This is a genomic window from Paenibacillus anseongensis, from assembly GCF_009757995.1.
GTDB classification, from domain to species: domain Bacteria; phylum Bacillota; class Bacilli; order Paenibacillales; family NBRC-103111; genus Paenibacillus_E; species Paenibacillus_E chondroitinus.
On record NZ_WSEM01000034.1, the window covers coordinates 160,382 to 176,027 of the forward strand.

9 protein-coding genes are annotated in these 15,646 nt (G+C 46.2%); 1 reads left to right on the forward strand and 8 read right to left on the reverse strand.

The window, feature by feature from the left end; translation table 11 throughout:
* The first annotated feature begins 56 nt into the window (after positions 1 to 56).
* The gene (locus tag GON05_RS31905; RefSeq protein ID WP_157325111.1) at positions 57 to 1,955 is read left to right on the forward strand and encodes a TOMM precursor leader peptide-binding protein; all 1,899 of its coding nucleotides are present in this window, start codon (positions 57 to 59) and stop codon (positions 1,953 to 1,955) included.
* A 95-nt stretch (positions 1,956 to 2,050) separates the two neighbouring features.
* Here GON05_RS31905 and GON05_RS31910 read toward each other — a convergent pair whose 3' ends face one another.
* The 8 genes from GON05_RS31910 to GON05_RS31945 all read right to left on the reverse strand — a co-directional run bounded on the left by GON05_RS31910 (position 2,051) and on the right by GON05_RS31945 (position 15,617).
* The gene (locus tag GON05_RS31910) at positions 2,051 to 2,287 is read right to left on the reverse strand and encodes a spore germination protein (RefSeq protein ID WP_157325112.1); all 237 of its coding nucleotides are present in this window, start codon (positions 2,285 to 2,287) and stop codon (positions 2,051 to 2,053) included.
* Positions 2,288 to 2,390: 103 nt separating this feature from the next.
* Positions 2,391 to 3,656 (reverse strand): Gfo/Idh/MocA family protein, encoded by a 1,266-nt coding sequence (locus GON05_RS31915; protein ID WP_157325114.1) that lies wholly within the window; start codon positions 3,654 to 3,656, stop codon positions 2,391 to 2,393.
* A 31-nt stretch (positions 3,657 to 3,687) separates the two neighbouring features.
* Positions 3,688 to 4,578 carry a carbohydrate ABC transporter permease gene (locus GON05_RS31920; protein ID WP_127455805.1) on the reverse strand — a complete coding sequence of 297 codons (891 nt, stop codon included), beginning with the start codon at positions 4,576 to 4,578 and terminating at the stop codon, positions 3,688 to 3,690.
* Between the two features lie 18 nt (positions 4,579 to 4,596).
* Entirely contained in the window at positions 4,597 to 5,487 is an 891-nt protein-coding gene (locus tag GON05_RS31925; RefSeq protein WP_157325116.1) for an ABC transporter permease, read from the reverse strand.
* An 87-nt stretch (positions 5,488 to 5,574) separates the two neighbouring features.
* The gene (locus GON05_RS31930) at positions 5,575 to 7,293 is read right to left on the reverse strand and encodes an extracellular solute-binding protein (RefSeq protein WP_157325118.1); all 1,719 of its coding nucleotides are present in this window, start codon (positions 7,291 to 7,293) and stop codon (positions 5,575 to 5,577) included.
* Between the two features lie 135 nt (positions 7,294 to 7,428).
* Positions 7,429 to 8,739 (reverse strand): response regulator transcription factor, encoded by a 1,311-nt coding sequence (locus tag GON05_RS31935; protein ID WP_157325120.1) that lies wholly within the window; start codon positions 8,737 to 8,739, stop codon positions 7,429 to 7,431.
* Positions 8,740 to 8,741: 2 nt separating this feature from the next.
* Positions 8,742 to 10,478, reverse strand: a complete 1,737-nt coding sequence (locus GON05_RS31940) for a sensor histidine kinase (protein WP_157325122.1) — start codon at positions 10,476 to 10,478, stop codon at positions 8,742 to 8,744.
* Positions 10,479 to 10,652: 174 nt separating this feature from the next.
* Positions 10,653 to 15,617, reverse strand: coding sequence for a golvesin C-terminal-like domain-containing protein (locus GON05_RS31945; RefSeq protein ID WP_185157260.1), 4,965 nt, complete (start codon positions 15,615 to 15,617; stop codon positions 10,653 to 10,655).
* Positions 15,618 to 15,646 lie beyond the last annotated feature (29 nt).

Below are 15,646 nucleotides of genomic sequence, written 5' to 3' on the forward strand. Positions count from 1 at the left end.
CTGAAATCATCTTAAAGAAAGCGGTAAGCAACTCAACGTGAGAGGAGGTGAACGGCATGCATGCTATCCTATCCGTTGTCGGGGAAGGTTTATTGGCCGACTGCGTATACGGAGAACTAATGGAGCGTTATGAGGTCGTTCGGCAGCCAGATTTCACTTCAGACATACCGAATTCGGCGAAATTGGCGGTAGTGCTGCACGATGACTGGCCTTCCTCCGGATACTTCGAGGCTGAAGAGGTTCTACAGCAGGCCGGCATCCCGTGGTTGCGAGGCTATCTTTCAAGGGATGAGGGCATCGTCGGTCCGCTCGTTCGTCCGAGCATGCCAGGATGCTCCCAATGTGCGGATAACCGACATTTCACGGCGTCCCCTGGAGATATGCAGCACGTCAGCTCTTCGCCTTCTGGAATCTGGCAAACAGCCCACTTGCTGATTGCAGAGATTGAGCGTGTACTGCAGGGCAATCGAGCCCACACGGAACAGCATATGTATATCGTTAACCTGTTAACTCTGAATAGCTCGCTCCATTTCATTCTGCCTGACCCGCTCTGTGAGGTGTGCGGCAGCTTGCCCGATGATTCATCGGCGGCATCCGACATTACGCTCAAGCCTAGACCTAAGACAAGCGCCGACAGTTACCGCAGCCGTCCAATTGATGACCTGAAGCTACATTTGGCTAAGGATTATCTAGACTCGCGGACCGGCGTTTTTAATGCCAAGATGCTTGACCTTGAGTCACCGTTTGCCGGGGCGGGGGTTAATCTGCCGTCATTTCTAATGGGAGATGAAATAACGGGAGGACGCAGCTTTTCTTATGCGGAAAGCGAATTGACCGCGATCTTGGAAGGTTTGGAACGACTCTGCGGAGTAACCCCCCGCGGTAAACGTACCGTAATCTACGAATGCTTCAACCGTGTTGCGGATCAAGCCCTTGATCCATCCACGGTTGGGCTATATTCGAAGAAACAGTACGCGCTGCCTGATTTCACGTTCGAACCGTTTGATCCCGACCTCCCGATCGATTGGGTCTGGGGCTATTCGCTTGTGCGAGACTGCCCGATCCTTGTTCCGGAGAGTCTCGCTTATTACAGCTCGGGATTCGGCGGCGGATTTGTCCAGGAAGGCTCCAACGGGTGCGCGTTAGGCGGAAGCTTGGAGGAAGCGATCTTACATGGGATTTTGGAAGTGGCGGAGCGCGACTCGTTCCTCATGACCTGGTACGCACAGTTGCCAATCCCTCGCCTGGATCCCTATTCCGCTCATGATCAGGAGCTGCTGCTCATGCTCGAAAGGCTGCGCGCAGTCGCTGGATACGACGTGCATTTGTTTAATATGACGATGGAGAACGGGATTCCGAGCATTTGGTCACTCGCGAAAAGCATCAACTCCGGGAAGATGAATCTTATCTGTGCAGCAGGAGCCCATTTGGATCCCGTGCGGGCTGCGAAAAGCGCCATTCACGAATTGGCCGGCAGATTACTCTTCCTGCAAGAGAGATTCGAGGCGAACCTGGAACAAGTCAAGCAAATGCTGGACGGTCCTTATCTCGTTTTGCAAATGGAGGATCATGCCCTGCTGTACGGTTTGCCACAAGCCGAGGATCGGCTGCGATTTTTGCTGGACGGACAACGTCCGCTCAGAACGTTTGACGAGGAGTTCAAGCGTAAGGCTAGCCATGCGGATCTGACCGACGATTTGAAGGACATGATCGAGGTATTTCGCCGCTTGAACCTCGATGTGATCGTGGTGGATCAGTCGTCGCCCGAAACACTGCGGAACGGGTTGCATTGCGTAAAAGTCCTGATTCCAGGCATGCTGCCAATGACATTCGGACATCATTTGCAACGCTTGACGGGGCTGAAGAGAGTCCTTCAAGTGCCTGTGGAGCTTGGATATGCGAAAAAGCCATTGAAGATTGGGCAGCTCAATCCGCATCCGCATCCATTTCTATAGGACGATAGGACGTGAAGTTTGCCTCTCCCGACAATCGAATGCAGACAAAGAAAGGACTGCCACAAGGCAGCCCTTTCTTAAGGTTTTTCTCACTTTCATTTTGATACTTTTCTTTTGAGCTTGGTTGAACTATTGTCAATGGGAGTTGAACCAAAAATCAAGGTTATGTTAATAAATGAAACTGTCGTGGCATTGTCACCCGTAACGTCAATGCCTGAACCTCTGAAACTTCTAGATATTTCAGTCGGCGAAATGTTAATCATATCGCCGTTGACAATGGTTCCTGAATTCGTGTCGATATTTAAGGCACCGATTATAGATTGTTTCCGCATCAACATCTCAGCCCCTTAATCTTCATCTTGTCCTTAGTATATGTAAACTTGACCATTTTGCTTGGTTGTGTGAACCTATCCAATACCTATTTTGCTTAATCGGTCATTGAATCTTTATGGACTCGACAAAAGCTTTCAGCTCAATAACACTGTGTTCCACTCGCGCCTGTTCAGCGGCAAATGCCATCATATGGCTTTGTACGGAATGATAGGCTGACGTAAGTCCTTGGCTATTGCCGTCCTCTCGAACCAGCTTGAGGAAATCTTTGATCAAACCCGTGTCACCGCCGCCGTGTCCAACATGGCCTCCGGCATCCTCGAAGGTAATTCGCTCCACCTTCCCGCTGCCGAAATGAATGACTTCGATTTCTTGCTTCTCCAGGGAACCGCGAATTTCGCCCTTTGTGCCCATCAGCTTAATGGTTCGGCTAACATCCCTGGTGAATGCACTCATCGTGAATGCCGCTGTTGCGCCGCTTGCGAATTCTAAATTCACCACCTGATGGTCAACGACATCATTATCGCAGTGATACACGCAGCGGCCATAAGGCCCTTCCTGCAGCGCTTTCAAGCGAGCCTCATAGCTGAGATCATCACTAATCGCAGATGTAGGCCAATGCGTATTATCCGTCAAATACTGTTTTGGCGCATAGTAGAGACAGTCGTCCGCTACTGGGCAGCCATCCAGACAGCGATGCGGTGCACCCTTCGGCGCTTGATCGGAAGTAAAATGGGATAAAGAACCGAAGGAAGATACACGTATGCAATCCGAGCCTGCTAGCCATAACAGGATGTCCAAGTCATGGCACGATTTGGCCAGAATCATCGGGCTGGAGTCCTCTTTTCTACGCCAATTGCCTCTTACGAAGCTATGTGCTTGATGCCAATAGCCCACATTTTCATTATGGGCAATCGACATAAGGTTCCCGATGGAACCGCTTTCTAACAACCCTTTGATAGTCGCAAAGAAATTCGTATACCTTAAAACATGACAAATGGAAAAAACGCGGTTTGATTGAGCGGCGATCTCTCCCATCAACACGCATTCCTGCGCATCGGGTGACATCGGCTTTTCCAAAAGAACATGATACCCTGCCTTCAGAGCTTTAATCGTTGGTTCATAGTGCTGCTTATCCTGCGTACAGATCAGGACAGCATCCGCCATCTTTGGCGCAGCAAATAGATCGTCCCAGCTCGTAAAACACTTGTCTTCGTGTAAACCATGCCTAGTTTTAAAATTCTCTCTGCGCTCCTTATTAGGCTCAGCTACAGCGGTAACCTCAAGTTCATGCGGATGCTGCAAGGCGTATTCCAGATAATTAACTCCTCTTAAACCTGCTCCGATTAGTGCAACTTTCACTTTTTTCATCTGCTATTGTCTCCCTTGAACGATTATTCGTTTACTCTTTAACGCTGCCGACCGTCATGCCTTTAACGAAATATTTTTGAGCAAAAGGATAGACAACCATAATCGGCAAAGCTCCCATAAAAATTTGTGCTGTCCGAAGCGTCTTCTCGCTGAGATTTTCCATGGCTTTCAATTGCTCGGCAGAAACGGCTGTCATCTGCGAACTCATCGCTGTAATCAGGGTAGAAAGATACGTTTGCAGAGGGTAGTTTTCAGGCGAATTCATATATAGGATACCGTCGAACCAAGCATTCCAATGGCCAACAATGGTAAACAACCCGATCGTCGCGATGGAAGGGAGCGAAACGGGCAAGTAAATCTGCCACAGCATCTTCCAATGGCCGGCTCCGTCAATCGTTGCCGCTTCTTCCATTTCTTTGGGAATCGTTCTGAAAAAGTTCAGCATGAGAATCATATTCCATACATTTAATGCGCCTGGTAAAATAAGCGCCCAGATCGAATCCATAATCCCTGTATTCTTCACAATGATATACGTCGGGATAAGTCCTCCGCCAAAAAACATGGTCACAGCGAAAAACCAAACATAAGGCGTTCGCCAAGCAAACTGATCTTGCGATTTGGAAAGAGGATACGCCGTAATGAACACAAGCAGCATATTCACTACGCTGCCGAGCGCAACCCGCTTCACGGATACCCACAGGGACCGGAAAAATTCCACCTTTTCTCCCAGATAGACATACGCATCCCAAGAAAAGCCGACAGGCCAAAGTTTCACTTCACCGGCCATTGCTGCGGTATTCGAACTAAGCGAAACAGAAAGTAAATGTATAAAAGGTATAATACCTAATACGGTGATGAGAGTTAGCAACAGCACATTGAACACGACAAAAAGCTTCCTGCTTAACGATTGCTTATAGACCACAATACATCCTCCAACCGTTTAAAATATTCTGTAATTGTTGTATTTGTAGGCAGCATAGTAGGAAATAGAAACCAAACCTAAAGAAATGATAGATTTAAATAATCCAACTGCTGCTGCAGGCCCGAATTGCTGACTGAACATCCCAAGCCGATAGACGAACGTATCGATAATATCCGATCCTTGGTACACAGTCGGGTTATACATGAGTAAAATTTGCTCGAAACCAGCATTTAAAATATTTCCCAAACTCAATACACCGAGTAAAATGAGCATCGGCGCTAAACCCGGCAGCGTAATGTGAAGCATTTGCTTCCATTTTCCTCCCCCGTCCACTTCAGCCGCTTCGTATAGACTCATGTTAATGCCCGTGATAGCAGCCAACATGATAATCATGTTGTAGCCCATCCCTTTCCATACATCAGAGCCTATGATGATCCCTCTGAACCAATCGTTGTTGAGCATAAACAAGATTGGCTTTAAGCCTAACAGCGATATCAAACCGTTAACGGGTCCATTTAAGGAGAACAGTTCAATAATAACGCCACCAAGTACTGTCCATGAAAGAAAGAAGGGCAAAAATATGCTCGATTGAATCAAGCCCGAAAACCATTTTTTCGTAATCTCATTCAACAGCAGCGCAAGAATAAGAGGCACAAGCAGAAATAAAATCATTTTGAATATAGAGATCAGAAGGGTGTTCCATAGCACTTGATTGAAATCCGGTAAATGAAACACATAGGTAAAGTTGTCAAATCCGACCCATTTGGATTTAAAGAATCCAGATAACGGTTCAAAATTTTGGAAAGCCATGATGATGCCCGCCATCGGACCATAAGCATATATAAGCGTCAAGATAACTCCCGGCACTAGCATGAGATGCAGCGGGAAATCTCTGCGTAATGTTCGCATCGTAGAATGCTCCTCCCTTTCCTAAGTGTGTAGAAATAGAGCGGGAGAAGTTATTAACCCGTAACTTCCCCCGCAATATCAACTTGTTTATTTTTTAACAGTGCTATACCACTCATTGACTTCTTTCGTAATTTGGTCTCCGCCCAGCGTCTTCCAACTGGCTACAAACTTATCGAACTCGTCCAGCGAACCGCCTAACACAATCTTCGTAAATGATTCCGACATTAACTTATCCAACTGGCCGCCCTTTTCGACTTGTGTCGGGGTAGGAACACTGTAAAACTCGTTGTTAACGAACGCTTTATTTTCGCGAATCTGACGCGTCAGCCCCCAGCCGCCTTCTTTGGCTGCACGACTGTAGTACTGCCCCCAATTTACGCCTTTGCTTGCATTCGTCGTATTGTTAGCGAGGAAGTCCTGCGTTGCTTTGAAGACGTCGGCTACGTTTTTGTAATTTTCGTCATCGAGCGTAATTTCATTTTGTTTGGCATCGAGCGCCTTGTTGACTTCCGTGTAGATCGTATCGATCTGAGCCGGATTGTAGATTCTCGGATTAAACCAGTTATAAACATAGCCATTCTCCGCTTTATTCTTCTCGATGTATTTCTTTTTACCCATTTCAATGTAGAAATTAATCATTTTAATAGCAGCTTCCGGATTTTTCGCATTCTTATTAACAGCAAATACTTTATTGCTGCGCAGTGTCGGAACAAGTGACTTCCCAGGTTTTCCATCCAGTGAAGGGATTTGAAGCGCGATCCAGTTTGCATTGGGATCCTTATCCACGTTCAAGTTAAGCGGCCAGTTCGGGTACCACCATTCGCCGTAGGATATCCCTACTTTGCCAGCCGTGATATCTTCAACCGCTTTATTCTCGTCCTTCAGCGCAAACTCTTTATCGAAGATGCCCTTTTGATACCATGACTGCATTCTAGCCAGTGCATTCTTCACTTCAGGTTGAATAAGTCCCGGGACTAATTTGCCATCTGCGCCTTTGATCCAAGCGGACTGATTATCGCCGACGGAAGGGTAAGCCCCGAAGCCATTAAATAAGCCTCTAACATCAAATCCCCAGAAGAAAAAGTTCTTTTGCATCGCGATGCCATAGGTATCGTTTTTCCCATTCTTGTCCGGGTCGCCTTTTACAAAAGCTTCAGCGACTTTCTCAAGTTCATCAATCGATTTGGGTGGCTGAAGCTTCAAATTGTCCAACCAGTCCTTCCGAATCCAAAGCAGCTGCGTTGATAGGAAGGGATCTTCGAAAGCAGGAATACCCAGCTGCTTGCCTTCTGAGCTGAACGTTTTCATGGCGAATCCGCCGTCGGACTCCATATACTTTTTGAGCGCAGGGGATGCGTACTGTTTGTAAGCTTCCGTCAAATCAGCAAGCATGCCCTGTTTCTTTAACTTCTCATAATTTTTCTGATCGAGTTCCAAAATGTCGGGCAGATCTCCTGAAGCCATAGATAGAGCAAACTTCTGCTCAAACTGACTTGAAGGAACGGTCCATTTATATTTAACCTCGATATTCGTCATCTCTTTCAAATCTTTAAAATAAGCGTTCTTATCCGGTGTAATCCCCTGCTGTGTTCTCGGATCTTCCGGCGGGTTGAATCCAAGTACTTGTGTAACCGTTACGGGTTCAGCGTACTTGCCTAATGGATCTTGCGCAGAACCCGTACTTGTGCCTGCTGTCGCTTGCGCAGGAGAACTCGGTTTGTCGCCTACTTGATTGCTGCAAGCGGTCAACAGCGAGAGGGCCATCCCTCCCGTCAGAAGCAGCTTCACTTTTTGATTACTTGTCATAGTAAACGCTTTCCCCCTTTAATTCGCAATAGGTTTTCATTTGTTTCCCTACGTTTTTATTGTAAAGGTAAACGGAGAAAGCAAACAATTTCAATTCTTTTACATTGCTTTCACTTTATTTACTTCTTGTTTCACTTATTGTAAATTGCGAAATTCTTGCGGTGAAGTTCCCGTCATTTTCTTGAAAAACGTTGTGAAATAAGAAGGCGAATCGAAACCTAACTTGGATGCGATCTCATTCAATTTCATCTGCGGATTGGCCATCATCGCAATTGCTGATTCCAGCTTGGTCGATTGAATATATTCCATCAGATTGCGGCCTGTAATTTGTTTATAATAGCGGGATAAATAGGAGGGATTAAAGTGCACCTCTGCGGCAATGGCCGTAAGCGACAAATCTCCCGAAAGCTGATTCTGGATATAGTGATGAATTTGTTCAATCAGCAGCATTTGAGATGACATCATCTCCGCCTTCATGCCCAGGTCAAGAACAACCATCTCTTGTCCCAGCTGAAATCTTTTGAGAATATTCGTGCGGGCAGCCTCTACTTGCTCATGAAGATCATTCCACTCATCTACTAAATTGCCTGATACCGCAAACGAGACGGAAACATCCAAATTCTCTTCACAGTCATTCTGCACCGCTTCCAGAATACTTTTCATATATCCAACAATGCCCTGCCAGTCCACTTCATGATCCTCTACCGTGAACCGGGCTATTAATTCATGATGGGGTTGAAGCAGCCAAACCAGCGTGTTCGCATCATAAATCGCTTGTTCGCCATGAATCGAAACGGGAAGATGCGTGTCGAAGGACTGTTGCACCGCCTGCAGCAGCTTCGATTTATGTGCGGGAGATTGCTCCTCCAGACGGTTAATTTGTCCTGCAATAAAAAAGGCTGGCTGTTCTGTCTGTATACGAAATTCCACCTCTGCGTATCGAGCATTCGCAAGAAGCGAAGTCACCGGCTCACCTAGCAGCAAAGCTTCCAGCATTTCTTTTTTGAGCAGTGGCTCAGCGAATTGAGCGTGCATCAGCGCTTTTTCCTCCAGCATATGATGGCGATTCTCCTGCTCTAATTTATCGATTGCCCTCTTAACAGCCTCAAAGATAGGGTCGATCCCTTCTGTCTTCAGAATATAATTCTCCACATTCTTACGAATGGCTTCGTAGACATAATCGAATTCACTGTAACCAGTCAGCAAAATAATTCGGCAAGAAGGCCAATAATATACAATATCGTCTATGAGCTGTAATCCGCTCTTCTGGGGCATTCGAATATCGCTAACCACGACATCTAACTTCGTTTTTCTAGCGATTTCAAGTGCTTCTCTCGCTGAATAAGCTTTGCAAACCTCAAGTTCGAAATCCGCTTTTTCCTGAAAAAGCAGTGCCAGACCATTCACAATAGCCGGTTCGTCATCCACAATAAGCAGTCGGTACATGATTACCTCTCCTTGATAAAGTTTATTATCAGATCTACTCGTAAGCCTCCGTGTTGGCTGCGGGAGACGAATACACCGCTGCCCGCCCCATATTTCAGTTGAAGTCTGACGTTTACATTCGTCATTCCCGTCTTCTCTTTTTGTTCCGCACTACTCGCAAGTTTTGTGCGCAGTTGCTCAAGCTTCTCGTCCGTTAATGACTTCCCGTTATCTTCCACCGTAACACGTATGCCTTGCTCCCGGTAATCAACATAGAGATAGACGATTCCCTGCGTCGTTCCGTCTTCAAAGGCATGCTCAAATACATTCTCTACAATGGGTTGAATAATCAGTCGAGGTACCAGTACCGACTGTACGGGATGCGTCATTTCTACATATTCATAGCGAATGCGATTCGAAAACCGGATACACTGAATTTCGCAGTAATCAAGCGCATGTCGATACTCCTTAAATAAAGGGACCTCATCGGACCCACTCCTCGTGATGTACTGATAGTAGCTCCCAAGCTTCTGAGAAAGCTCAGCAGCGGTATCCGAGTCCCCCGTTTTACACATCATGTAAATATTAAAGAAACTGTTATATAGAAAATGCGGGTTAATCTGCGATTGCAGCTGCTTCAATTCAGAATGCTGGAGAGCGATTTTCTGTTCATAATTTTCCTCTATGGAGCGCTTCAATCGATTCGCCATCCGGTTAAAGCTGTTAAATAAATAATGGAACTCATCTTTTCGCTTTGACTCAATACTCAAATTCAAATTATCCGTTTCAATCATTTGAAATGCCTTGGTCAGCTTGGAAAGCGGTTTATGAATCATGAAGTGGATCGAGAAAGAATAAAGAAGAAGCACCGTAATAGTGATAGCAAAAATCGCATAAAACCAGGTAGTAAACTGATTTAGCTTGCTTGTAAGTTCATTCTGATTGACATACATCACCAGCGACAAATTTAATGAACTGACTTGACTGTGCGTGATGAAATAGCTTGTGCCATTTATTTTCTGAATGATGGGTTTGTTCGTATTACGTTCGCTCTGTTCTTCAACCAGCGACAGCACCGTAGGGATAACATCCGTGTCTTTTGCGGTAGAGAGTATACTTCCCAGTTTCTCATCTCCTAACAGTACTGCTGACTTCTGGTATAGCGCCGCAATTTGGTTCAAGGCCGCCAATAGCTTGCTTTTAGAAATTTCAATATAAGACATTATGCCTGAATTGTTTTCGCTTTCAATAAATAACATGCGATCGCCCAGTCTATAGAAAGACGGCTTTGGCGTGGTTTCCATTAACGTGGAGATCATCCTGAATGTCTCATTCGGTGTACTCTCAACGCCGTTCATCATGGATATGATTTTGCCGACCGACTTGATATACACCCCTGCATCGACCACATAATCGCTTGAGCTTTGCAGCGTAAGCAAGCTGTCTTTCACTTGATCGATTAGTTGGACCTCTTCAAAATTCTCAATCGTACCGCCTACAAAACTGAGCTTTTGCAGATCCCGGTTGTTCATGAACAGCAGCTGTTGGTTCCGAATAAAATATAACTCATTGTCGATCTGCTTCGAATAAAAGGACGCGCCGGCAACCGCCGACTCGGATATTTCCTCCTTAACAAAAGCTAACCCTTTGTAATTCACCCCTATATTCATGACGACCAAAGGAATAAGCAACACGATAAACACGATCACAATCTTCTGATAGACGAGCCATCTGGATCTGCCAGCAGCCTGCAGCTTCATTTCATACCCCCAGCCTTATTGTTAAGAAATGTATAAGAAATGTATGTCTTACATTATCATACGTTTTTATGTATCTATCAACAGGCAGTCGAAATTGTGTTGTTAACAAAAAAACCGAAAGTCTGAGAGATACATACTCATACTTTCGGTTTTTTGTTTTATTGAGCTGAAGGATTACCGTTCAAACTTGACTGCATCAACCCTCGTATAAATCATATCAGCAGGAAGGGTTGGCGGATCTACCGTAGTTGGAGTCTCCCTAGTTAAACGAACATACTCGCTGCCGTCTCCTGTAAAGTCGAACGTTCCAAGATTAACCCAACCCGATGAGCCGACTGTCGCATCGATATACGTGACCTCGGTAACGGACTGATGCTTCACTTCCACTTTGACATGATTATCGTTTGCCGTTGTATGGACGATCTTGTAGATGGAGACCGTATATCTCCCTTCTGGAAGCTGGGCTTTCCAAGTCGCCGATGATCCTTGAACGGTAGAATAACGTGATTTAACACCTATTTTGTAGCCGGCTAAATTACTTTGGCTCCAAGACCCTTCCGTCGTGTATAATCCCGTCGTATCCGTGCTGTCGACGATAACCGTCAGATCCTTAATCGTTATAGCCAAAGATGGTGTTGTTAAGGTCACTCCATCCAACGTAACAATGGCCCACACCGTGATGTTTTCTGTGACTCCATCTAGGCTTCGAAGGGTCAACACGCCATTGCTGTCAATTTCAGCTAGATCCGTTCTATCAACGAAATACTGCACATTGGCATGGCTCAGATCACCGATCAGTCCATTGTCCAAATAACCGGTTACACTCAGTTGAGCAGTTTGTGTCAATTGCAATTCGTCCTTATTCGACTTGATGGCCACCGACTCTAATTGGAGCGTCTTATTAGGGTCCACCCACATCATGGCATCTGCAATTACCCGTGACTTGTTGGCCTTATTGATTAGTTCGACATACCCGCTATCCCCTGATGCAAAAGGATAGGCGCCAAGGAACACCCACGTTCCATCGGCCTTTGACTCATCAACGGTAACCGTCTCGGAGCCCCCGCTATAATAAACGGTAAATGAGGCATTGGTTGCCCAATTTTCGCTTGAGGCTGTTATTTGCGGCAGTTTGTAATACACGCTATAGGTGACACTTTCAGGAAGATCTGGTCGCCAGGCAATTTTGCTTGTTGCTGTACCCGCTGTCGATTTGGCATATACATAGTTATCGTAATAGTAGTCATTGGCCGTTGTATCTCGTATCCAGACACCTTCTAAATCAGCCTCCGTATTATCCACAATGATCGATGGCCCTTGCTGCCAATCCGGTTGGACTGGCGTTGTCGCTACCTGATCAGCCAGATATAACGTCCGTTTGCGGGTCTGTTTGCCATCGGATTCCACATAATAAGTGAACGTTTGGGATAAATCATTTACCCGTATCGACCATTCCATCGGATAAATCGTATCTGGAACGGTCGTGTACGTGACACCGCCATCCAAAGAGTAATGGATCGTCGCTGGCTTTGTCGTTTTTGCCTCCACATAAGCATCGTAGGACGTTTCGTCAGGCTTGACGATTAGCATGCCCTTAACAGCATCTATAGGACTGTGGACATCGAAGAAATAACTGGCATCCGATGTATCGGCCGTTCTAACCTGGTGCAACGGCACATCAATGTCTAGCCCCTCCACAATGATAGCTGTTATTCCCTTGCTTGAAACTGTGGCCTGTATGATTCCGTCACTCATAACGGCTTGCACGGGTGTCCCATTGTCGCGAATGATGGTTACGTTATAATCTTGTGCTGGGTTGAACCCAATCATTTGTGCATTCAATTCAATTGGAGTTTGTACCTCAACCTGCGATTCGTTGCTTAAACTGATGTAGAATTTATTTCCACTTTCTCCCGTTATCCAGTTCAATTGCGGATGGTTAGTCTGGATAATTCCTTTGGGCATCCAGAGCCACACGTTGGAATTGCCGTAAAATTGACCTGGTTTATTCCCATAAAGATGATATTTGAACCATAAAAAATTAGTTTCAAATACGGACGGGAAGGTGATACTTCCATTTGATTTCAGCGATTGTTCACTGATCAGATAATCCATTGTTTGCCCCAGCTGCGCTGGCATATGGTGATAATAGATGGATGTAGCCCCACTTGGACCTTCCAGAGGGAAATCTGGTTCAAGTTGGCTAACTGCAAAACCCTTATAGTAATAACCCGGATAACTGGAATATCGTCCGATGACCGCATTATGAGCGATATCCTGCAGCAGTTTATCGCCTGTATAGAGCGATAATCTCAGCATGAATGGAGCCTCCTGAGCATTCATTCGATAATAGCCGGTTGTACTTCCCGCCTCAAATGTCAACCCGTTGGGTGAAACAAGCCAACTGTCCGCTTGTACGCCCCCAGCTACATCTTCAGGGAGCTTGCTCCTAGGATATGCGTATTTACCACTTTCCGGCCAATGGAACGATTCCGCGTAATTATACGTCTCCGGCTGCGGTATCGTAACGGTGCCTTCAGGAACCGGACGAGCAACGAACATGGTAGCGTACTGCTTCGCTTCCTTGTAGGCGGCATTCAAGTATTTGGGATCCTTCGTTTCTTCGTAAAGCTCCAGAATCTCCATCCACAGCTTGCCATAATAATAAATAAACTCATTTTTACTCACGTTTACAGATGCAGGTGTATCGATATTTAGAGCGATATAGCTGTCGGCTGCATCCTTGGCAGCCTGTAAGTACTGCGCATCCCCCGTCATCCGATACATCATAAGGGGCTGAATGACAGGCCCCCGATCTTTCTGATCAGGATCTCGTACAAGATACTCTTCCTGCCCCAACGCCCCAATGCCTGGCGAAGTGCCCAGCATTTGATTGACAGCGGCTACGCTTGAAACATCGAATGGCAAGGTTGCCATTTTCCATAATGACGGCACGCCGTATACCGGCTTCTGCGTTGGCGACCAACCAATCCCATTTCGCGAGACACCGTACTCGATGGACGGTAATGCCCTCTTATCGTAAAGCTGATCGTCCCCGGTCAGATAGTAGGCCCCTAGAAGAGCCGCGTTTGATGTTGTTCGGACGCTATCCTCGTTCTCGATATCAATGAAGCCCTTGGCTCGGTTCCACCAGCCGCTGGGCGACGGAACGTAATTAACAGAGTCATCCCCTTGAGGTTCGATCTTGAGCAAATCGATCATATTGAACATCGCATCTGTAAGTGATTGATTCGCGACATTTTCCCTGTATGCTGAATAACCGTATTCACTGCGGAGAATGTCTTCGTAGGCCTTATACAGACTGCTGTTTTGAGCGATTAGCCCCATATGGAACTGATACGTGCTTTCAGCGGTCATCTGCGAGTAAGTCCCTAGTTGCGGCGCATAAAGAATCGGCTGCACAGTGCCTTCGTTGTTGACAAGACTCATGCCAAGCCGTTGTTGGGTAACGCCTCCTGTCGGTTCAAACTCGACGTGGAGCTCCTCTGACGGTACAAATATTCCATAGGACAAAGCGTTCCCCGCTCCGTCTTTCTTCTCAATCAGACTCATCGGAGCACTTAGCTCCCTCAAACTTGTTGATTCAACCGATCCTACCATTTTGGCATGCGATCTGAAGCCATTTAACACTTCATTAACACCAGAGGCTAACTCTGTTGTGAAAGATTGATAGCCAATGACATAATTCCCATTCCGGCGTGGAGTAAAAGTGAAGGAAACATCTGGTCTGTCTCCAGACAGGGACCAATTCACTTGTAAATCGTAATCGCTTCCATGCAAAGAATCGGTTAATACGGCAGTATGGCTATCAGGGAAATTGATCCCATCAAATGTAATCCACCGTTTGTTCATCGTATCGTAGTAATTGGTCCGACTCCCTGCATTCCCTTCCAACAGGACCCATTGTTCTTCAAGTCTTTCCGCCACATGATTGATTGGTACCCAGTTCCCTGTTTCTGTGTCCTTATAGAACAGATCACGAACGATGGATTTGCCTCCATCCCAAGCAGCTTCATAGAAAGTCGCCTTATAGTTTGCGTTCTCGATGCTGCCTTTTTCCGTATAACTGAGATTCGCCAATGTGCGGCTGCGCAGCGGAGGCAACGGTGGAGCTTGCTGCCGAATATTCCCTTCGAACTTGACGCTATCTGCCCGCGTAATGATGGTGCCCGTCGTAGGCTGCGTTCGAGTCAGTCTGACAAATTCGGTATCGGTACCGCTAAAAACATACTCCCCCAAATCAACCCATCCAACAGCTGGGCCTGATGAGGGCCTGAGATCCATAAACATGACATCCGTAATCCCATTGTGCACAATTTCGATTTTTACATTACTATCTGCTTTATCTGCCCAATTAAGCTTGTTAAACGATATTCTCGCCGTTCCTGCTTCCAATCGCGGATTCCATGTAATGCTTCTTCCCACGGCATCTGTATAGCTGGAACTGGAATTATTATACCCCTTCACTCCTGTACTCGTGCTCCAATAGGGAGCTGAGTATCCGTTAGTCTTGTTATCTACATCAGTGGTGACGACTCCATCAATCGTGAGGCTTCCATCATCAATAATGATCGTCTTATGAGGCTCTCTCTGCTGAATATTCCCTTCAAACTTAACCGCATCCGCGCGCGTAAGTATCGTGCTAGAGCTGCTGGTAGACCGGGTCAATTTAACGAATTCTTCACCTGTCCCGGAAAAATAGTACTCTCCCAGGTCAACCCATCCCGCTGACGCCCCGAATGAAGGCCTAAGATCTATAAATTGCACATCTGTTATGCCATTATGCACGATTTCGATTTTCACATTGCTATCCGCTTTATCCGCCCAATCAAGCTTGTAAAATGATATTCTCGCTGTTCCTGCTTCCAATCGCGGATTCCACGATATGGTTCTGCCTGCTGTACTTGTATATTTGGAACTGGAATTATCGTACCCCTTCACCCCTGTACTTGTGGTCCAATTTGGAGCCGAGTATCCATTGCTCTCATTATCTGCATCAGGAGTCATAACACCATCAATTGTGATACTCCCGTCATCGATGATAATTGTCTTGTACGGTAAGGTCTCCGCATTAGCGCTCCTTATTCCAAATAAGCCTAAAGGAACCATCAACGCCATTATGAAAATAAAGAAAAACAGTTTCCTTT